This window comes from Nostoc sp. (assembly GCF_036916655.1).
Classification (GTDB): domain Bacteria; phylum Cyanobacteriota; class Cyanobacteriia; order Cyanobacteriales; family Nostocaceae; genus Nostoc.
This window is the reverse complement of the sequence record NZ_JBALFY010000039.1, coordinates 1-22045: the sequence shown is the minus strand read 5'-3', so window position 1 is coordinate 22045 and position 22045 is coordinate 1. Positions and strand designations below refer to the sequence as shown.

Annotated in this window: 16 protein-coding genes; 5 read left to right on the top strand and 11 right to left on the bottom strand. The window is 41.8% G+C overall.

The window, feature by feature from the left end; genetic code table 11:
• Positions 1-227 precede the first annotated feature (227 nt).
• The 3 genes from V7L31_RS10960 to glyA form a co-directional block, all read right to left on the bottom strand.
• Positions 228-839 carry a hypothetical protein gene (locus V7L31_RS10960; protein WP_334696242.1) on the bottom strand — a complete coding sequence of 204 codons (612 nt, stop codon included), beginning with the start codon at positions 837-839 and terminating at the stop codon, positions 228-230.
• A gap of 383 nt (positions 840-1222) precedes the next feature.
• Positions 1223-2473, bottom strand: coding sequence for a competence/damage-inducible protein A (locus V7L31_RS10955; RefSeq protein ID WP_334696241.1), 1251 nt, complete (start codon positions 2471-2473; stop codon positions 1223-1225).
• A 199-nt stretch (positions 2474-2672) separates the two neighbouring features.
• Complete coding sequence (glyA, locus tag V7L31_RS10950; protein WP_334696240.1) at positions 2673-3956, bottom strand: serine hydroxymethyltransferase; 1284 nt, start codon at positions 3954-3956, stop codon at positions 2673-2675.
• A 134-nt stretch (positions 3957-4090) separates the two neighbouring features.
• Between glyA and V7L31_RS10945 the strand changes: the two genes are divergently transcribed.
• Entirely contained in the window at positions 4091-4279 is a 189-nt protein-coding gene (locus V7L31_RS10945; protein WP_334696239.1) for a hypothetical protein, read from the top strand.
• Between the two features lie 110 nt (positions 4280-4389).
• Here V7L31_RS10945 and V7L31_RS10940 read toward each other — a convergent pair whose 3' ends face one another.
• The 4 genes from V7L31_RS10940 to V7L31_RS10925 form a co-directional block, all read right to left on the bottom strand.
• Positions 4390-4641 carry a hypothetical protein gene (locus V7L31_RS10940; RefSeq protein WP_334696238.1) on the bottom strand — a complete coding sequence of 84 codons (252 nt, stop codon included), beginning with the start codon at positions 4639-4641 and terminating at the stop codon, positions 4390-4392.
• Positions 4642-4643: 2 nt separating this feature from the next.
• Positions 4644-5486, bottom strand: a complete 843-nt coding sequence (locus tag V7L31_RS10935) for a hypothetical protein (protein WP_334696237.1) — start codon at positions 5484-5486, stop codon at positions 4644-4646.
• A gap of 164 nt (positions 5487-5650) precedes the next feature.
• Positions 5651-6427, bottom strand: a complete 777-nt coding sequence (locus V7L31_RS10930; protein WP_334696236.1) for an RNA polymerase sigma factor SigF — start codon at positions 6425-6427, stop codon at positions 5651-5653.
• A gap of 767 nt (positions 6428-7194) precedes the next feature.
• A complete protein-coding gene (locus V7L31_RS10925) occupies positions 7195-8031 on the bottom strand; it encodes a photosystem II manganese-stabilizing polypeptide (RefSeq protein ID WP_292852254.1) in 837 nt (278 codons plus the stop codon).
• A 761-nt stretch (positions 8032-8792) separates the two neighbouring features.
• Here V7L31_RS10925 and V7L31_RS10920 point away from each other — a divergent pair.
• Positions 8793-9140 (top strand): hypothetical protein, encoded by a 348-nt coding sequence (locus V7L31_RS10920; RefSeq protein ID WP_334696235.1) that lies wholly within the window; start codon positions 8793-8795, stop codon positions 9138-9140.
• Between the two features lie 233 nt (positions 9141-9373).
• Here the strand turns inward: V7L31_RS10920 and V7L31_RS10915 are convergent, their stop codons facing one another.
• Positions 9374-14425: an nSTAND1 domain-containing NTPase gene (locus tag V7L31_RS10915; protein WP_334696234.1), complete on the bottom strand. Its 5052-nt coding sequence runs from the start codon at positions 14423-14425 to the stop codon at positions 9374-9376.
• An 87-nt stretch (positions 14426-14512) separates the two neighbouring features.
• Positions 14513-15853, bottom strand: a complete 1341-nt coding sequence (locus V7L31_RS10910; protein WP_334696269.1) for a P-loop NTPase fold protein — start codon at positions 15851-15853, stop codon at positions 14513-14515.
• A 675-nt stretch (positions 15854-16528) separates the two neighbouring features.
• On the opposite strand from V7L31_RS10910, the gene V7L31_RS10905 reads away from it, so the two are divergent.
• The 3 genes from V7L31_RS10905 to ftsZ all read left to right on the top strand — a co-directional run bounded on the left by V7L31_RS10905 (position 16529) and on the right by ftsZ (position 19825).
• Positions 16529-17362 (top strand): cell division protein FtsQ/DivIB, encoded by an 834-nt coding sequence (locus tag V7L31_RS10905; protein WP_334696233.1) that lies wholly within the window; start codon positions 16529-16531, stop codon positions 17360-17362.
• Between the two features lie 804 nt (positions 17363-18166).
• The gene (locus V7L31_RS10900) at positions 18167-18454 is read left to right on the top strand and encodes a hypothetical protein (RefSeq protein WP_334696232.1); all 288 of its coding nucleotides are present in this window, start codon (positions 18167-18169) and stop codon (positions 18452-18454) included.
• A 60-nt stretch (positions 18455-18514) separates the two neighbouring features.
• Positions 18515-19825 (top strand): cell division protein FtsZ, encoded by a 1311-nt coding sequence (ftsZ, locus tag V7L31_RS10895; RefSeq protein ID WP_334696231.1) that lies wholly within the window; start codon positions 18515-18517, stop codon positions 19823-19825.
• A gap of 568 nt (positions 19826-20393) precedes the next feature.
• Here the strand turns inward: ftsZ and gshB are convergent.
• On the bottom strand, positions 20394-21368 hold the full coding sequence (gene gshB, locus V7L31_RS10890) for a glutathione synthase (protein ID WP_334696230.1): 975 nt from the start codon (positions 21366-21368) through the stop codon (positions 20394-20396).
• 214 nt (positions 21369-21582) lie between these two features.
• The gene (grxC, locus tag V7L31_RS10885) at positions 21583-21855 is read right to left on the bottom strand and encodes a glutaredoxin 3 (RefSeq protein ID WP_334696229.1); all 273 of its coding nucleotides are present in this window, start codon (positions 21853-21855) and stop codon (positions 21583-21585) included.
• Between the last annotated feature and the right edge of the window lie 190 nt (positions 21856-22045).

Here is a 22045-nt window from a genome sequence, read left to right as displayed (position 1 = left end):
CTCTAGAAGTTCTTTGTACTTTTGTAACAAACTGTGAAGAATACAGCAAGCGATCCCGTGATTATTTGTGCTGATGGATAGGAGTTAGATGGCTGATGGTTGATGAACTCATGTATTAAATATTACTCAATAGAGTAAAATAACATCCAGCACATGAGCAAATTGTCAACAGAATGGCAAATAATAAAAAAGTCATTAGAAAATATTAATGTTATGGTGCTTCATCCTTAGCCCAGTATCGCCACCAAAATCCTAAGCAATTCTTCTATATCAGCAGGAACACGATATAAATTGAGGTCTTGAGTTATTTGTTTTCTTTCTCGATTCAGTAGACCAAATTGCCAAATATCTCCTGTAGAAACAGCCCCTTGTAAATTTGCCTCCTGAGAATCAGTCCACGCATCAATAGCAATCAGTTCTACAGCAAGCTGGGTAAAACCTCTTGCCAAATCAGCATTTTTAGCCTCTACAACTAAGAGTTTATGGTCTGCATGGAGATAATAGTCAAGGGAACCTTTTAATTGTTCTGTAACTACAAGAGGATATTCAATTCTAAGTTGGGCGTGGGTGTAATGAACAACATCCAATAAAATTGGGGCAATTAGTAACTCTCTACGGGCTGCCTCACTAGTCAAACTAATATATGGCAAACTCTCCTCAATTCTAGATTTTAGATTTGCGAGTCTATCTAATTCAATGGTGGACTTTTGTTGATTGAGAGAAGAACGTTTTAAAGAATAGCCAAATTCAGCCAGTATATCTTCTGGCTCGAAGGACATCTCAAAATAACTCCTGAAAGTGTACGAGTTATTTAGTTGGAGGATGGGAATTTTGCTCATAGCTACATGATTAAGCCATTCTGCCTTACTTATCTATTTCCTTATCGTCCTCTAAATCCGGCAAACAAGTTACTTTGGACTAAATTCGGAGGTTGCTTGCGATCGCACTGATTTAATTTGCCTTTTAAACAAGCAGCATATAGGCATAGCCCACCGTAGTGGCGTGGCAAGCAAAAAAATAGTGCATTATAGACGTAGGTTGGGTGGAGCGGAGCGCAACCCAACACATATTAGGATGTTGGGTTACGCAAAGCCTCCACCCAACCTACAATTTTTTGCTACCGCTACGCTAACGTAATTCGTAATTGAGTTTTTTAACATAACATCAGATTTTCAATAGGTTCGATTGTCATACAACTTGTATGACAAACGTAATAGACCTCCTACCTACTCAACAACTTCCGCCGCAGATTATCCAACGCGGCATTCGCGCTCACATAACGAATTAAAGTTCGACCTCGCGTTGCACCAAACTGATACTCAAAACTTGCCACTTCATCCTTTGGCCCAGCTAAACCAACGTAAACTAAACCCACTGGCTTAGTATCTGTCCCTCCAGTTGGGCCAGCAATTCCAGTGATACTTAATCCCCAAGTGGTTGCAAGGCGGGTTTTGACTCCAACTGCCATTTGCTCTGCAACGATCGCACTTACCGCCCCAAATTTATCTAAATCTTCCTGGTTAACCCCCAATAGCCTAACCTTCACCGAATTGTCATAAGAAATGACTCCACCCCAAAAGTAATCAGAACTCCCAGAAATCTCAGTCAACATTTGCCCTAAACCGCCACCAGTGCAAGATTCTGCCACCGAAAGCGTTTCTTTTGATGCCCGCAATAACTCACCGACAACGGAAGCAAGAGTATCATTATTAACGCCGTAGAAATCCAGTCCGGCAATTTCTTTAAGTTGTTTCTCAATGGGCGCAATTAGTTCTTCTGCGGCTGTTTCAGAAGTGGCTTTAGCAGAGACTCGCAATCTTACTTCCCCCTTACCTGCATAAGGGGCTACTGTGGGATTTGGCAACTTCAAATAAGAAGCAACTTTTTCCGCCAAAGCCGATTCACCAATACCCCAAAATTTTAAACTCCGACTGTGAATAATTTCTTTACCCCAACCTTGACTTTTGAGAAATGGCACGGCTGTTTCTTCCCACATCGGATGCATTTCACTGGGAACACCGGGAAAAGTAAAAATTGTGATTTCTGGACGAGGTTGCCAAATAATACCGGGTGCTGTTCCAGTGGGGTTCGGGAGAATTTCTGCACCTTCGGGAATCAAAGCTTGCTTGCGGTTACTTGGTGACATCACCCGACCACGTTGGGCGAATTTTTGGGTTATGTCTTCGATAATGTCAGAACGTTCTATCAGTGGGACTTTAAAAAAATCGGCGATGGTTTCGCAGGTAAGATCATCTGGTGTCGGGCCGAGTCCACCAGTGAAAATGAGAATTTGCGCTCTAGAAATGGCAATTTCTATAACTTGCTTCAACCGCTCTGGATTATCCCCAACCACTGTTTGATAATAATGGGGAATACCTAGCTGCGCTAATTGTTGCGCCAAAAATTGAGCATTGCCGTTAAGGATATCTCCTAGCAGCAGTTCAGTACCAACACAAATAATTTCTGCGCTCATTGGATTGGGGAAGGGGAGTAGGGAGTGGGGAAGGTGGGGCCCCCTCTGGGGATAAGGGGTAATGGGGAGTGGGGGTTAAGAATTTTAGATTTTAGATTTTGGATTTTGGATTAAATTTCAATCTAAAAGACGCTCGCGGACTCGCTAACGCTGCGCTATCGTCAATCTAAAATCTAAAATTGAATTGCCCCATGCCCAATTATGCTAGTGCTGGTACAGGAATTTCCAGGTGAGGATATAAGGGGAAGCGATCGCACAATGCCGCTACCCGTTGCCGACAATCTTGGGTTACTACCTCGGAATCTGGAGAAAGTAAGCGATCGCTAATAATATTTGCAATCTCGGTAAATTCTGCGACTCCTAACCCCCGCGTAGTCATTGCTGGCGAACCTAACCTCAGACCACTGGTAACAAATGGTGATTGTGGGTCAAAGGGAATAGTATTCTTGTTAGCAGTAATATTTACGCTACTAACTAGGTTATCTGCCTGCTTCCCAGTTAGATTTACAGAGCGTAAATCTACTAGGATTAAATGATTATCAGTCCCATTAGATACTAACTTTAAACCACGGTTTTGCAGTTGTTCTGCTAAAGCACGAGCATTTTCAATCACTTGGGCAGAATAAGTTTTAAACTCAGGCTTGAGGGCTTCTCCAAAAGCTACTGCCTTACCAGCAATCACGTGTTCCAATGGCCCGCCTTGGCTGCCAGGAAAAACAGATTTATCTAGCTTTTTACCTAATTCTGCGTCGCCAGTCAAGATTAAACCACCTCTAGGACCGCGTAGAGTCTTGTGTGTAGTTGTTGTTACTACATGACAGTGAGTAATAGGATCGGGATGAAGACCACTAGCAACTAAACCAGCAATGTGAGCAATATCGGCAAGTAAGTAAGCGCCGATTTCATCAGCGATACTACGGAATTTTTCAAAATCAATTATACGTGGGTAAGCCGAATAACCACAAATCAAGAGCTTAGGACGCTCCCTCAGCGCCAGCTCTCGAATTTGGTCATAGTCAAGTTGTTCTGTTTGTTGACTAACACCGTAGTGGCTAACTTGGAACCACTTACCTGAGAAATTTACAGGGGAACCGTGGGTAAGATGTCCCCCATGAGACAAATCCATCCCCATAATTTTGTCCCCTGGTTCCAGTAGCGAGAGGAACACTGCAAAATTGGCTTGTGCGCCAGAATGGGGTTGCACATTTGCATGAGCAGCACCAAATATCTGTTTAGCGCGATTGATTGCTAGTTGCTCGATTTTGTCGATATACTCACAACCGCCATAGTAGCGTTTACCAGGTAATCCCTCGGCATATTTATTTGTCAGTACCGTACCTTGAGCCGCTAGTACAGCAGGGGAGGTAAAGTTTTCGCTAGCAATCAACTCCAAATGGTCTCGCTGACGCTGTAGTTCGTCATTGATTAACCCTGCGATCGCTGGATCGCTGGAGGCAAGAAAGTCTGAATTAGTCCTAGTCACTTCAATTATCCTTATGGAAATTTGTACAACGGCTGATTTTAGTTGGACACAGCACCTAAATAACAGTCAAGAGCAATGGTTTTTGACTGCTGTCCAGAGGCGATTAATCGTCTCCGTACTATTGAGGTTTATTTGTGCCAACTTATTTATTATTAGACCCAAGCTCAATTAATGCATTAATTATCATAACGTTGCTTGTTAAAATCCTGCGATCGCTCTTCTGTGAGATAGGGGGAAAGGCGATCGCTTCATCTGAACTGCGGAAGAAATTTAGATTTAGGAGTGAGGATGAAAACGAACTTTATTCCCCGCAAGAGGATTAAAACTAACTTCAGACACCATTGCCTTACTTAATCACTCCTGAACAACAAGATCCCCGACAACTTTTATGAAGTCGGGGATCTGCGGGTTGCAATTCTCACAAATCAAAAAATCAAATAGGGTTAATATAGCGACTTTGATAGTAAGCCAAAATCTGGTTAACTCGTTGCCGACTTTCTAAACCAGAATTTGCTGTCCACGAGAGGCTCAAACCATCAATTTGACTTTGATTGTAATCAAACTGCTGGGATGATTGGGGAATTAAATCCACTTCCACACCTTTGACTTGACGTAAATGTGCTGCTATTTCTCTATAGACAGCTAAAGGCAAACCAGCAAATTCAATTTTTTCTTTAGTTCCCATCTTTATGAAGCTCCCACTTTTAAAGAATTTGCGGGGGGCGGTGTCACTGAAACAGGATTGCCAGTGGCAGATGCAGCTGACGGCGCTGAGTTTCCGGCCCCTTCCCCTACCATTTTGGCAACTTCAATACCAAATTGTTCCAAAATCACGATGGGGTTGTAGCCCTGATTCATTTCAATACGTTTAATCAGTACGCCATTTGCTAATCGCTGTCCCGCCTGTACATAGCGACTTGTCGGCTCATCAGGTACTTTGATAATTGCCTGTGGTTCCTTATTAATTAGAACTACACCAGTCACAACCACTGCTCTTGCTAACTCAGGTTGTGCTGGCGGTGGCAATACAGAGACTAAAGTAGGGTTGGCGACAACTTGAGGCAAAACCTTAGGTAAGACTGAAGTCAAGGTAGAATTGACTTTTTTTGGTACAGATTTCTGTGGATTTAAAGCTATGTTGCGTGTTGGAAGTTTTGGTTTTACTACTAATGCAGTAGGTAGCTTAGGCAACACGGGAACTGGTTTTCCAGATGTTTGAGACATTCCGGGAGTCGTCTGCCCGAAAAGTTGTGCAAAAGGATCGCTGCGATCTTTTGATGCCGAAAATTCTCGTAGCCTCTCTGTAGCATTAGTGGATTGAATCAAGCTAGCAGATGCAGGATTAACTTGTGAAACCTGTTTGGCAGGTATCACTGGATTCTTAAAGGATTGAGCCGCTGGTGGCGACTTTTTTGCTATTTTGGGAATTGGCGCAGGATTGATGGCTTGTTGTTGTGTATCTTCAGAAGCACATCCAGCGATCGCCAAAGTTAGAATAGCTGCAATTGTAATTTTTGAAGTTCTGCCCATGAGTTGTTCTCAAAAGCCATTGGAAAATTTAAAACTGGAAATCAACATGCCTTAAATTTATATCCAAGGCAAAGTATCTTCCCTTTATAACCTAATTTTTTACATTTCAAGGGTTATTTTTAGCACTGCCTACCCAGGGTAACTGCGGTTAACTTTATTTGCAGTTAATCCTCTGCCACACCCATAAGCTCTTTCATCAAATCCAGTCCTTTCTTAACTCTGCGGGAAACCGTAACTACACTGATCCCCAAATGTTCTGCAACTTGTTTTTGTGTCAAATCTTGCAAAAATACACATTCCAACACATCGCGGGTGCGTTTTTCTAGCTGAACCAATGCTTGTTGTAAACGCAGTTGGTCTTCTTGTGCCAGTTGAAAGCTACGATAGTGAGGATCTGGAACCAATTCTCCTAAGCACGTAGAACCTTCTTCTCCGTCTTGGATTGGCACATCAAGACTTAAGGGAGCGCGATTGATCCATGCTAATTTAATTTCTTGCCATTCATTTGGAGAAATTTCTAGTGCTGCTGCTAGTTCTGAGTCGCTTGGTTGACGATTGTGTTTTTCACGCCAAGAACGTGATACTCCTATTGCTTGCTGTTGCAGCGCTAACCATCTCCGAGGAATTCGCACGGTGACACCTTTATCTCGGAGATAGTGTTGAATTTCACCCCGAATATAAGGAAGAGCGTAGGAACTGAAGGCATGTCCCTTGGAAATTTCAAATCTTTCAATAGCCCTGATTAAACCCAAACATCCAACCTGGAGCAAATCATCGTAGGTTTCATGACATTGATTTGTCCAGTAGTGAGCTTCTTTCCTCACAAGTCCAAAATTGAGTTTTACGAGTTGATTGCGAATATTTTCTGACGGAGATTGCTGATATTCTCGCAACAACTGCCAAATTTCGTGCTTTAGTTCATTGGTGACTGTGGTAGGCATAGCACCGGGTTTATTGAGCAAATAAAGAATAAATTATTCGCTTTTAAATTCAGCTGCGATCGCACGATATCAAAGACAATATCGCACTATGTTTGCTAGCAAATACTATGGTAGATAATAAAGATTTTCTATCAAAATTCCATAGCTTACTTAACTAATCGAGCAAAATTTAAATGTGCGAAATCGCTATTTAGTTGGTTGTTTATCTTTGGTATGACTTGTAGCTTTTTTAGAACTACATAGGAATAAAATATAAAATTAATCACTAAATATCAAACCGAGATTGTACTTAACTTGAATTAATTAATGATGAAGTTAATTTAGAGAAACAAAATAACAGGAGTTGAACTTTTGTTTGATAAGCAAAAGTTAGATTTACAGTAGAATTACGTGCCTATTTAACTGGGATTTATCTAATAATTAAAAACTACTAATTATTTCAATAAATACTATGTATATTTACGTAAAACTACAAAAAAAAGGGCATATTACCCTTTTTTGTACTTAAGTCTATAGTGTTTTTAATGAAAGGAAAAAGGTTAAAGGGATAAATCAAGTGACCCACAAGATTGAGGGATAGAAATTTTCCCAATTAGCCAGGGCTATTTTGCCCACAAATTTGCTCGGCTTTAACTTTTCCCCGTCTTTGTAAAAAACCTATCTACCCTCCTGAAAATAGAGGGTAAATAAGTTAACTTTTGCGATCGAGTCTGATACTTACAGAATTTTCGTTCTGAGTGCCAGTTAGTTGCCTGACTTTCAAGGGTTTAGCTACGAGTCGGTTCAACTCGTCCATAAAATAGACCACGAATCTTGACTTCTTTAGGTTCGCCAGCACCTAAATCTGTATCAGATGGCTGTTCGCTCTCGAAAGTACCAGCAATTTCACCGCTAGAACTGTCTATTTTAGCGATTTGCAGAGAAATCTTGCCATTGAGATTTTCAGCACGCTTGACGTTAGTGCGGGTAAGTTCTTCATCATCTGCTTGAGCAGGGAGTGCTACGGCATTATCGTAGCCACTAACGACACCACGACCTTTGGGATCTAGGAAAGCAGCACCACGATAGGAAGGAACTTTGAAGCTGCCTTCAAAGTCCGTAGAGGTGTTAATACTGGTCAAACTGGGTTGGGTTTGAGCAACCAAGTTTTTGATGGTGAAAAGGAAAGGTACTCGCTCACCACCAGGAAGCTGTACGGTGATGGCTTGGAAGTCAAGACCATCAGTTTCGGTAAAGGTCAGGCTATTATCTGTGTTGATTTTTAGATTACCTTGCACCTGGTCAATGGTGGAAGTGTATCTAGTCAACAATTTGCCAGCAACAAATTCTGCTTCTTGGCGTTTGTTAGCAGGTTCTTCTTTGATGAAGAAGCTAGTTGGTTCCAAGCAAAGTTCTTTGATGGCGTAAGACTGGCTAGAATCAATGGGAATGGAACCACGGCTTGTTTCTGCTAGTTGGGGGCATTTGTTAGCCAAGCCAGTGCCACGAATTTGATCGTAAGTGAGTACATCTCTACCACTACTACTAGCAGGAGCATCACTACAAGCAGTTATTAGTCCTAGGCACAAAGCCAAGAATGCAACAATTAAAGCGCGATACCTCATGGTCAACCTCAATCTCAAAAATTAATATCTAAGTTGTAAAACTGCATCGAAGCTTTGATCTCTGATGAGAAGCCGCTACTCTGCGAAAAGCTACCTTTGTATGGACACGGCTTGGCTCTGATTATAGAGAGTTGAAGCAAGTGTCCTTTGTGTTTAGGTTGTCAACCGCTGCTCAAACTTTTCTCTGCTAAACGTAGTTAAACGTGTCGCTCTCTTGAGCTTGGGGTGTAAACCCCAGACTAAGCACACTGCATCCATTTTGGATGTGTGTCACTATAGGAGCAAAAAACCAGCAGTTTTACTGTTGGTGGCATTTGTTAGAGTTGGGCGGGTGGATGAGTAAGCCTCACACAGAGCAGCATAAATGCTTACCTCGAAGAGTACGAAGCCTACTCCCCTCTTCGCACTTTGCTTTTGCTGATGGCAAAAGCGGCGTCGCCCAAGTCTTTTTGTATCATGTATGTGACGCTACTACATACAGCCCATTGTTTGATGGGTAAATCAGCCAGATCATACGATTTTTTCTAACTCAAAATCAAAGTTCTCAAAATCCCAGAAAGTCTCGTTCCGATCGCACCTAGCTACTGTGGAGGCTTTGCTAGAGGGGATTACGCTCTTTTAGAAGCGATCGCAATTGCTTCTAATAAAGATACAAATCTAGTTATATTCACCCCTGAGTCGGGCAAGTGAGGGGACAAACTAGGGAAAATTAAAAATCTCCGGTAAATTTGAGTTGACCTCATTTACACGGAAAGGATGGCATGAACGATCAGAAAAATATTGAATCAGAGAAGTTGTCCGGTAATGTGCAAGCGATCGCAGCTGTGGTGTATGATGCCGTTCAAGATTGCCAAGGCGATACTGTAGCTCTTTTGGCTTTGCTGCGCCAATTAGAGCAATTACACCGAGAAATCCGAGATGGGATTTTTCAAGAGAGTTTACCTGTTAACCGTCGGCAACTCTACTCACTGCTGAAAGATATTGAGTCTGAGGGTGGCTGGCCTTATATTGAGCGGATGAGACTACAAGCCTTTTTAGCGAATTTGCCACAAGAGACTCCCGAAGAAAAAAGCCACGAAGTTTTAGAGAGCGATCGCTCCTTTAGCTAATTAGCTAGAAATAAATTTCAAGTTCTGAATTAATAACTCCGATCGCCTCATCAACCGCTAAACTAAGAGCGGTTGCTCATTGAGGCTTTAATTTAATTCGTAATTAAGAGATTTCCAAATAAAAAGATATCCAATTAAATCTTGTGGGGTGGGCATCTTGCCCGCCCAATCTGTATGGCGGGCAAGATGCCCACCCCACCCCACAATATTGGAAATTTATTTCTTGGAGTTCCCTAAAAAGGGTTTTTACGGGTTATACCATCACAAAGAAGGCGATCGCGATCCTCAAGGTTGCGGTTGTGCTTCAGGTAATCACCCACCCAGTTGCAACCACGAACCAGCAGATCGTCGAGGTATAAATTCCACAGAATTATTGTGTTGTCATCACTAGCCGATGCTAATGTTTGACCATCTGGGCTAAAGCTAACACTTAACACCGGAGCGCGATGCCCATTGAGACTTTTAATTAATTTGCCATCACGGCTCCAAAGTTTCACTGTACTATCCCAACTGGCGGCGGCGAGGAATTCACCATTGGGACTGAAAGTCACGGCATTGACGCTATCGCTGTATCCCTTTAATAAGGTTTTTAACAACGTGCCATCCCGTTCCCACAGTCTCACAGTGTTATCCCAGCTAGCAGAAGCCAGCAACTCATCAGTGGGACTAAAGCTGACACCCAATACCCAACTGTCATGGGGCGAGAAAGTTTTCAGCAAAGTACCATCGCGCTGCCAAAGTTTCACAGTTTGATCGTCACTGGCTGAGGCTAAAACTTGACTATCAGGGCTGAAATTGACGCTATTTATCCAACCCTGATGCCCCACTAAGGTTTTGAGCAACTTGCCCTCACGGTTCCAAAGTTTCACTGTTTTATCTTTGCTAGCTGATGCCAAAAGCTGACCATCTGGGCTGAAACTGACGCTCATCACGCTATCAGTATGTCCGTGGAGAGTCATGATTAAAGTACCGTTAAGCCGCCAAAGTTTCACAGTTTTGTCATAACTTCCTGAAGCTAACATTTTACCTTTGGGGTCAAAACTGACACTAGGAACTTTATTTGTGTGCCCTACCAAAGTTTTGTAAAGTCGGGTTCTGACCTCGCCATTACTGGTGTATCGTTGCCAAAGTTTGACAGTGCGATCGCTACTCCCAGAGGCTAGCATTTGACCATCAGGACTCCAAGCAACGCTTAAAACTCGCTTCTGATGCCCATGAAGAATAGACGGTGTTGGAGCCTCTAAACTCCATAATTTTACGCTTTTGTCATAACTTCCTGAAGCCAGCAATTTGTTATTTGGACTGAAAGCAATGCTAACAACAGCATCGCTATGTCCTTTGAAGGTTTTGAGTAAAGTACCAGTGATACTCCAGAGGTTTATGGTATTATCTTCGCCTGCGGAAGCTAGCTTTTTACTGTCAGAACTAAAGCTCAAACTCCATACTGTGCTGCTATGCTGCCGTAAAGTTTTGTAAGGACGAAAATCAAAACCATCTTTAGTAGAGTTATTACTTTCCCGCTGCCAGAGTTTCACTGTCTTATCTCGACCGGCTGACGCCAAAAATTTACCGTCTGGGCTGAAAACAGCTACAGTCACACCTTGCTTATGTCCCTGCAAAGTTGTCACGAGGCTACCATCCCGTCGCCAGATTTTCACTGTCTTGTCGTCGCTAGTCGAGGCGATAAATTGACCATCGGGACTGAAGTTTACCCAGTTAACCCACCCCTGATGTCCTCTCAGTATTTTTACTAAGCTACCGTCTTTGCGCCAGAGTTTTACGGTTTTATCTTTACTGCCAGTAGCTAACAATTCGCCATCAGGACTGAAATCAACGCTATAAACCCAATCTTCATGTCCTTTGAGGGTTTTATATGGTTTGGGGTCAAATTCACCTGTAACCGGGTTTTTACGCCAGATTTGCACTGTTTTGTCGAGGCTGGCAGATGCTAGGGTTTGACCATCAGGGCTGAAACTTACACTGGTAACAGCATCAGTGTGACCTTTGAGGGTTTGGAGTAAAGTACCATCAGGATGCCAAATTTTCACCGTTTGATCTCGGCTACCTGATGCTAGCAACTGACCATCTGGGCTGAAAGTTACTCCCCAGACAATATCAGTGTGTCCATCCAAGCGGTTAGCCTCCGTTACTCCATAAACTGCCTGTTGTAGGGCTGTCACCACCCGCATTCGGGTATCTGGTTGCACTCCATCCGCCTGTTTAAGTCCTCGCCAAGCCCGCAAACTTTCTAATAAGGCATCAAATTCTTTATTAGAGGCAAACAAAGCTTCGCTAGCAGCAGTGATTGCACTAATGTTCAAGTTGGTTTCACTGCGTTCAGCCCGTAGAGTTTCGCGGACTGCGGCTCTTTTTTGTAAGTCGGCTTGCCACCATAGTGCTGCGATTGTTCCCCCCATGATTGCCAGGATTGCGCCTGCTATCCGTGCTTCTCGCAGTCGCCGTTGCAATACTAAATTAAGTTGCTCCTGACTAAGTTTTTGGGCTACTTCCGCCCGATTTTTTTCAAGTTTGATTTTTTCTAATTCGGCGAGCATACCATAGTTGTTTTTTTGGCGAATTGGTTCAACTAAATAGTCGTGAACCAATTGGTAGCGATCGCCTAATTCTTCTCTGACTCGCAACACCAAGCCGGAACCCACTAATATTTCCAAAATCAGTTCCCCAACTTTGTCAAAGCTTGATATTGTATCTATATCCTGATTATTAACTAATGCAGATGCCAAATCAGTTTTAGTTTTTAACGGTCGTGTCCCCTTTTCATCAGTTAACTCAAATAATAATTTCCAGCTTAACTCTTCATTCTCTTGACCACAGTCTTTGATAACTTCCCCAAGCCAGCGTTCTACTAATTTTGTTGAGCCACCGCAAAGCTTATATTGTCCGAGTGTGGTGATGTTTTCTATTTGTAGTTGAGCGCCGACTATTTGTAATTCAATTGGATGTACTTCGTCTAATTCTCCTGTCAAATCCTGCACTAATCGGTTAATTAATTCTTCACTCAGTTCATAATGTGAACGCTGGGTCAGACTGTGAATTATGGATTTTGCATCTTGGCTAGAAAATTTTCCTAAATAGTAGCGAATGTCTTTATCGAGAATATTTTTATTAATTACGCCTAAATCATATAATCCAGTACTATTTTTATGGCTCAAACGTTCAAACTCTAATAAATGATGTAAGTAATCTTCTCTTAATGAAAGAATAATTTTTACGAATGAAATATTTAAACATTCACTAAAAAATTTGTAAAATTCTATTCTTTGCGTGGGAGGATTACTAACAAAGAAAAATTCTTCAAACTGGTCTAATATGATAACTATAGTATAATTGCGCTCAGATGCTAACCGAATTTTTTCTAGTATTATGGTGGGTGTAGATTTAATACCGAGCGATATTTCTGTATATGCTAGGGCTTGATTGATACTGCTGATTAAGATTGCGAGCCAATCAGTATAAACAGATAAAACAATCGGGATAGGAATGCGTTCACCAATAGCTTTTCCTTTGAGGGCTGGGACTAAACCAGCTTTGAGAATTGAACTTTTTCCTACACCTGATGGGCCATAAATTACTGTGAGTTTGTAGTCAGCACGGGCAATTCTTTCAATTAAGCGATTAACATCTTGTTGCCGTCCCGAAGCAGATATTTCTTGAGCAATTTCTTCAGGAATAAATGGTATTTTGTGAGGTTCCAGGACTGGATTAATTCTGGGGCGTTGCGGCTGTAATTGACTTGCCCCAATGAAGGCTCGAAAGCCATACTGATGTTCTATTTTAATTTTTTCTTGCTTGAGCTTAAAGGCTTCTGTGTAGTTATGACGCTCAAAAAAGTAAAGCGATCGCAGTTCTTCTAAAATCTCTAAGTAAAGTAATGGCTGATGTTGTAGTTCACAAACTACCTTCGCCCATTCCAAGTTATTAATAGCTTCCTCTGCCTTACCCAGATGCCGTTGTGTACGTGCTAGCAAGAGAAGATACCAACTTTCTTGTCGTCGTCTTTGCAAAGCGTCTCGCAGAGAAACTTGTGTTGCTTCTTCAGAAATAGAAAGTGCTGTATTCGCTAATTCATGAGCCAGCACCCAATTGGACTCAGAAGCAGCTGCATTTGCCAAAAAACCATAATTTTGAGCAACTTGGGCGGAAGTTCCATAGGTTTTATGTAGATATAATGATTTTTGAGCTAATTCTTTTAACTCATCCCAGGCTTCTAAGCGTTGCAACATTTCACAAGCAGGCAAAATAAATTTAGCAACTAAGTCTTCTCTTTGTACTTCTTGCAATAGGTCTAAGCATTGTTTAAACCACGACAGAGCATGTTCGCAATAGCTACTGGTATTCTGGTATAAGTCTGCCATTCGGTGATAACAAAGCCCCAGGTGGAATAGCACTATTGCTTGCTTCAGTAAAGACGAGGTAGGGATAGGGTGAATAGATGAAAGCGGCAAAGAAGAATTACTTTCCCACTCTGCGACTCTCCTCGCTTCTTGCTGCCATAATGCAAGGCTTCTTTGATAATTGGCTAAAGCACCATTAATTTGATCGTTGGCGTATTTATCTCGCCCCAAGACAAATTCTAAACTAGCTTCTAATCCTGGTGTTAATTGAACGCCATACAAACGTAGCAAATCATTACGGGCTGATTCGATTTCGTGGCGATGTTGGGATTTAGGATCTAAATCTAGGAAGGCATTAGATAAAAATGTTTCAGCACCGGCTTCTAAGACTTTGGCAAAGAGAGATTCTGCTTCATGATGAATCAAAGCAATTAAATCTGCTTTGGCCATTTCAAATTTAATAGTGGTTGCAGCCCAGCTTTTAAAATCAGGCGCTAATCTTGAAAGCAATGATGCCACTTCATCTTGTAGCCATAATACTACTGGAAATGGAAAAGTTGCAGCATATATATCTCGTGCTTGGTTGATGCCTGTAAGTAAGTTTTCCAGATCGGTAGTTGACTCAATACCAAAAACCATCACAGCCGATGGCAAAGAATCTGTAAGGACAGCAGGATTATCTAAAGATAGTTCTGAGACTATTGTGCTGTGTAAAGAAGTAGTTGATGGATTGAGAAAAATTTCTCTGATGTTAATTTCCTGGCTGGTGGAGCGAATATTCTCTAACATTTGCTCACGTAATCGCCCATAGTTACATCGAACCAAAATTAGGGCAAATTGACCTTCGGAAAGTGCGATCGCTCTAATCAGTCTTTGTAAAGTATGCTGATTTTCTTTGGTGTAGACGTGTAGCTGTTTGTCATTAGTCATTGGATATGGGGCATTGGGTATTGGGTATTGGACATAGTGAATGGGGCATTGGGCATAGGGAAATAACTAATGACTAATGACTAATAACTAATGACTATTACTTTTTTGTTGCCAAGCCAAAACTTTTTCTGTTTCTGCCAAGGCTGGACTGATGCCAAACCAGCGCCCTACTGGATCGCGATATTCAAACAGATACATGCTTCTTAGTAAGCTTTGATAGTCAGACTCACCTTTAACTCTCTGTTGCTGCACTACTTCAAACAACAATTCCCACTGAGATTCATCAATAGCTAATAGCAGATCGTCGCGGTAGTCCTTAATTACGGCTTCTAAGCATTCCCTAGAAAAAGGCGGATCTTGTCGTTGCAGGCAGCTATAAAGTAAACCCAATAAGTTACGAATGTGACCGCCGCTAACGCGACATATACGATCTAAAGTTTCGGAGCGATCGAATAATTCTGTAACTAATAGAAACCTTTCACTCAAAGGGACTTCTGGAAAAGCTCTTGCTAAAACTAACTGGCGCACTAGTGACATCCCTGGTTCGTAGTCACTGCCATCTCTTTGCCGCACTAATACCATCGGTAGCACTTTTGGCGCAATCCCTCCCCCCAGACGATTTTTGAGTGTCTCGTACTCATTGGAGAAGATTAACGTTAGAGGAATTGTATAAACTAGGTGGCATTTAAGTCGGCGTAGCTGTTCGCCTCGATCGATGAAGAGATATTCTGGTTGCGATCGCCCGGATGCTAAGGGGCGCATATCCACTCGATCCAAATTATCTACAATTACTACTAATCCTTTTTGACCTCTTAGCTTTAGCTGTTCAACAGCCTTTTCTAAAATTTCTTCGTTAATCGCTTGCAAAATACTATTGGTACGTGGTTCCAGATATTGCCTCAGTTGATTCCGCATCTGGGTGCTATCTTTGGTTTTAGCAGTAATTTTGGCAATACCCAAAGACAACTCTGCTTGTCCAGAAAGCTCTATGGGGCTTTGCAAAAAATCGCCTACTTCTTTAAATAAATTGGTAAAGTAACCAGGTTTAAGTTTGATGCTAATTCCTTCTAAACTGGCACTGACTTGACGGGCTACACTCAGCAGAATATCGCTGATATCTATATCCGCCATATCTAAGTCTTGACTGGACTCAAAATAAACCACATGAAATCCCGCCAATTCTAGTTCTGTCTTGAGGCGCTGCAATTCCGTTGACTTACCACAACCAATATGACCTGTAAATAACTGACAGGTTGGCTCATCAGGAGAAATCCTAACGATAGTCCGTTGCAATTCTTCGACAATCTTGCAACCACGTACATCAGCAAAATCTATGTAATACTGCCGATCTAGCACGTTACTTATATTTAGCGTGTAACTGGGGTTACATGCTTTATAAAAACGTGACAAATTTAACGTCGTTTTCATGTATGTAGAGGTGTATGTAGATGCAGCTTTAGTTTTATTTTTTATACAAGTAATCCAATCCGGGATGTAGGCATAGGATTGATTCACAAGTTGGTCGTGTCTTGCAAGGGACAGAACTTGTACAGGATTACTGTCAGTAGTATGGTAGAGATTTAATTGACTCTAATAGTCTAAGCATATCTGTCCTTTTTACACCTGGTATTGAGGTTTTGACAATCTCTTGCTTTTGTTTGATCGGATAAAAAATTGTATGGCTTAGGAATTGAGTAAAAAAAACTACAAAGTTTCATGGTTCTAAGTTTGGATAACTGGCGAGGATGACTGGTATGAATTATAGCAAGGTACACAGAGATTCAGGAATACTTGTGTATCACTTCACAATCTATTTGTCAAGGAAACAGAATCCCCCACATCTCAATTAAGATTTTGTAATCTTTAGGGGAAAATATTCAAAAATAACTTGTCAAAAAGACTACAGTCAGTTAAAAATGGACACCGGAAACTTTAATAGGACTAATAACTAGCGCCATAATCTTTGTGTAGTTACTGTAAAGTGTTACTAAAAATAAAAAAAGTCTTGAGGAGAACAGCTAATAGATGCCAACAGTGTTTACTGAAATTAATAATGATACGAGCGTGTCAAGGAATTTAAATTGCAACCAGAAAGGGGTGTGAATGGCTGGCATAATATCAGTTTCCCGCACGGATCTAGCCCAGCGTCGTCAGAAATTGCGTCGGCAGCGGCAAATGAAAATTATTCAGGCTATTTGGCGAACCTTTGCCATTACTGGTTTGGCGGGTGGATTGCTGTGGGTGGCAGTCCAACCAGTGTGGATACTTAAGGCTCCCAAACAAATCGTGATGAAATCAGGCAATAAATTACTATCGGATCAAACAACTCAGTCATTGTTGGTGCTGTCTTACCCCCAGTCTTTGTGGCGGATTGAACCGTCAGCGATCGCTAACTCTTTGAAAAAACAACCAACTATTGCTCAAGCGATCGTCAGACGCCGCCTGTTTCCTCCTGGATTAATCATCGAAATTCAAGAACGAGTGCCTGTCGCAGTGACTCAAACACGTGGCAACAAAAAAGTAATAATCGGCTTACTAGATGCCAGTGGGGCCTGGATGCCTTTAGAAAAATACACATCACTCAATCCCACTAAGAAATTACCCAATCTCAGAGTCATTGGCTCGGCAAAACAATACTGCTCCTACTGGACTCAACTCCATGAAGCTGTGAGTCGGAGTCCGGTAAAAATAATGGAAATTAATTGCCAAAATCCAACGAATTTAATTTTGAAAACAGAATTAGGAAATGTGCATCTCGGCGTTCCAGGTCCCCAATTGTCTGAACAAATTAAAGTACTCGCCCAAATGCGCCCTTTAGCAACAAAATTCAATTCTGGTCAAATAGAGTATATTGATCTGAAAAATCCCGAATATCCATTAGTACAGATGAACCAAAAAGACCAGAAATTAACTCCCAAAATCCCTAAAAACATCTAACGTGTTTAATGTATTGATAACTCCTAGTAAATTAAGAAGCTTTATGCTGATAAATATATTTATTATTTTCAGTTTTCTAGCAAACCGCACGAAAATCGGCATTAACTTCTAATTAAAATGAGAAGATCAATCATAAAATCTCCATTGCGAGTAAAAGACCCTCAATTGTTACCCTAATATCTAATAGTAGGGTACAAGATGTCAGACAATCTAATGATGGTCTATGGCGTATAAAATGCCTTCTGCCCATACACTCTTTGACTAAACCCAGTGTGGAAAAGAGAAAAATGCTTGAGTTTTCCATCAAGATTCAGACTCGCTTTTCTGAGGGCACTGATGGGAACGGTATTGAGGACTGGGTACTAGGGATTGGTGACTAGAGAAAAGTTTTTTTAATACCCAATCCTCAGTACCCAATCCATTTGAATCTGTCACGAAAAATGCCGCCCAAAATTGCGTAAGCATTGCTTCTGGGTTAATAAGTTTGGACTACTCCGTGCCGTAATCCTTAATTGGGTAACGAAACCTCTTAGAAAATCTTGATTTGTTGACCGTGCCAATTTTGGATTTTGGATTTTGGATTTCAGGATCAATCCAAAATCCAAAATCTAAAATTCAAAATTGTTTGACTGCACTAGTGAGGGTTCTCATCATATAGACTACTGCTCCAACAAAGTGTCCATTAAGACCCCCCAAACAACAAGTTAATCAGGTATAGTCTGACAAGTAAATTCTTGCTCAGTTTAGCCTAAAAAATAAGTAAGTAGAAGGTAAATTTTGTGTCTAAAGTTGCAATCATACCTAATGGTGAAACCTATTAACAATATGATTATTGAGGCAGAGAAAATACCCTGTAGTGTGTCTTTACAAGTTATGCCCTCCGCTGAGAATAACGAAGAGATTAATGTCTGGTTGAAGTTATACAGGTCATTTTTAGATAAATATAGGTATACTTCTCTAGAATTAGCTGTGCGATCGGCTGCCTTAAAAGCTTATCCCATAGCAAATTTTCGCGCTGCCAATTCTGTTAGGCTTGGCAGTAGTGAAAACAATAAAGAACAATGCCATAGTATTGTGGCACTGTCAAACTAAAGTTGACTCTGAGGTGAATAACACCTGAAAAAGTCGTTTATCTACCCTTTCACAAATCCAATGACACTTGATAATAACCAAGGACTTAACTATAAAAATTCCCAATCTACGGGACAGCCGGGGTTCTCTCTGGCAGTTAACTCAACTAACCCCTTTAATAATTCTGGGATGAACTTCGGACAAAATCACGACAATAAGAAGATTTTTACGGAAAATAGCCGAATTGGCGAGATTGTTCCTGGTCGGGTCGCCAACATCAAAGTGATTGGTGTCGGTGGTGGTGGTGGCAATGCTGTTAACCGCATGATCGAGTCTGATGTATCTGGGGTAGAATTTTGGTCGATTAACACTGATGCTCAAGCTCTTACCTTAGCTGGCGCTCCCAGTCGATTGCAAATTGGACAGAAGCTAACGCGGGGTTTAGGAGCGGGTGGTAATCCTGCCATCGGTCAAAAAGCAGCTGAAGAATCGCGGGATGAGATTGCTACGGCTTTGGAGGGTGCAGACTTAGTATTTATCACTGCTGGTATGGGCGGTGGTACTGGGACGGGCGCAGCCCCGATTGTGGCAGAAGTAGCAAAAGAAATGGGCGCTTTGACTGTTGGTGTGGTTACACGTCCATTTGTTTTTGAGGGTCGCCGTCGCACCAGCCAAGCAGAACAAGGTATTGAAGGACTAAAAAGTAGAGTAGATACACTGATCATTATCCCCAACAACAAATTGCTGGAAGTGATCCCCGAACAAACGCCTGTGCAAGAAGCTTTTCGCTATGCAGATGATGTGCTGCGTCAAGGGGTGCAAGGTATCTCTGATATCATCACGATCCCCGGTCTGGTAAACGTTGACTTTGCTGATGTCCGGGCTGTGATGGCAGATGCAGGATCGGCATTAATGGGAATTGGCGTGAGTTCTGGAAAATCTAGAGCTAGAGAAGCTGCGATCGCAGCTATTTCTTCACCATTACTAGAATGTTCTATTGAAGGTGCTAGAGGAGTTGTCTTTAATATTACTGGTGGTACTGATCTCACCCTCCATGAAGTAAATGCTGCCGCAGAAGCAATTTATGAAGTTGTTGATCCCAACGCCAATATTATTTTTGGAGCTGTAATTGATGACAGACTTCAAGGTGAAGTGAGAATAACTGTAATTGCCACCGGGTTTACGGGTGAAGTGCAAGCAGCGGTACAACAAAGCGTGGCTAACGTTCGGGTAGCACCTAATACCTCGAAGCGACCAACAACCCCGCAACCCACAGTTAATCCCCCAACCTCAAGTCCAACTCCAACACCAACACCAACTCCAGAACCAAAAGAAAAACCTGGATTGGACATACCTGATTTTCTGAGAAACCGACGTACACCAAAGAATTAAAAGATTTTGGATTTGAGATTTCGTCGTGAGCGCTCAGTCGAACGATTTTAGATTAACTTAGCAGTCTCAGTTCAGGCTGAACGCTGTATAAAATCTGCTAGTTCCACCAGGAGTTTACCAAAGGTGGGGGTAAGCAACATATTGCCATCCCCAATTTTACCAATTGGAAAAAAACTCTCAACGCTACTTTATAAAATGAACTTGGGCAGGAGTCTGCTGGCTTGCATGTCTAGCTATGCTTTTTTCACAAAAAAACAGGAAGACCTGCCCAACTACAAATGCTTCATCGATAGCGAGTCTTCTCTCAAAGGAAGATGCCTGTTTACGTAGCGTCTCCTTTCGGAGAAGGGTTGTATAGTTCAGACGTTTCTAACTGGCTAACACTGCGTTATCATGCGTTAGAGCCAGTCATAGACATCACTACATCTACCCCTCGCGATCCGTTAAACTTATATTCGGTACAAGTAAATATATTTACTGAAAGCAAGTTGCGTAGACAATTCGCCTCCAGAAATATCCGAAGAAAGTCTATTTCGTGGGGGACACAAAACAAAAAAATAAATGTAAATTATTTTTTGATTTCTAGTGTCTGTTCAATCCATTGAATAACCTGATCGCCAAGGTGAGTGCCATCTAGTCGATCAATCTCACGAATTCCGGTAGGACTAGTGACGTTAACTTCAGTTAAGTAGCCACCGATAACATCAATACCCACAAAAATTAAGCCGTCTTGGCGTAAGCGTTCGGCTAATTGGTTACAGATTTCATATTCTCTTGGGGTAATTTCAGTTTGAGCGACAGTACCACCAGTTGCCATATTATTGCGAAAATCAGTTCCGCTAGAGAGGCGATTGAGCGCGCCAATGGGTTCGCCATTGAGCAAGATAATTCGCTTATCTCCTTCTTTTGCCTCTGGTAGATAGGTTTGTACCATTACTGGTACTCGACCTTGGAGCGTACTGAGTTCAACAATGGAGTTAAAATTGCGATCGCCTGATTGCAAAAACAAAATTCCTTCCCCAGCTTTATTACCCAGTGGTTTGAGAACTGTTGCCCCCTTTGCTTCGACAAATTGGCGAATAAACTGCTTATCAGCACTGACAATTGTCTCTGGAATGGCTTTGGTAAACTGGAGGGCATACATTTTTTCATTTGCCCCTCGGATACCACTGGGAGTATTAATCAACAGGGTTTTATTTTGGTCAATGTAATCGAGAATATAAGTAGCATAGAGGTAGGAATCATTGACTGGTGGATCTGTCCGCATAAATACGGCATCCATTGTCTCTAAAGAAGTTAAGTAGGAATCGCTCAACTTATACCAAAGATTCGCCGCTACCCACCGTCTATCCACCAACTGGACTGGTACAAGCTCGACTTGCTGTAGGACAGCCCAAGCTTTGCCCTCCACGACACTCAGCAGATTTGCTTGAGTTATCCAAATTTCGTGTCCCAGAATTTGCGCTGCTTCCATCAGGGCAACACTGGTATCATGACACGGATCAAGCAAATAGATGGGATCAATGATAAAAGCCAGTTTCACCCTTTGTACCTCAATCACCAAGAAATTAAATAGTTATTCAATTATTATCTCTTGACGATCTTACCAATTGACGTACATCTGTACTGCTGAGTAAAACCTGGAGGGTAAAGTCTTATGGGGATAAAAGCCAGTAGACAAGGCGGCACATAGTTTTTCAGAGTTGTAGCGACTGCCGTGTTGCAGCGGCTTGTCGCTAACGCCAAACCTTCTAAATCTAAACGCTATTACTAGAAGTTAGTAGCTCATCCAGCTTGCCTTGACTGTCTAAAGCATGGATATCATCACAACCACCAATATGAGCGTCATTGATGAAAATTTGCGGTAAAGAGCGGCGTCCATTTGCTCTTTGAGCCATTTTACTTCTGGCTGCTTCATCTCCATCAATGCTGTATTCGGTAAATTCAACGCCCTTGTTTTTCAGCAAACTTTTGGCACGAATGCAAAACGGGCAAGTCCTCCAGGTGTAAATTTCTATTTTTGCAGCCATGATATCCTCAACTTGATTTAATACTTCTTAATTTTAGAACTTTGCCACCGGCTGTAGCGGCTCTATCCTGATTTGTCTTCATCCTCAGAAGCCACTAAGAGAACTCCACAGAATGATTGATCCAAAAGCTGTCATTGCGAGCGAAACGGAGTGTAGCAAAGCAATCCCAAGATTTTGCGGTTGCTTCATT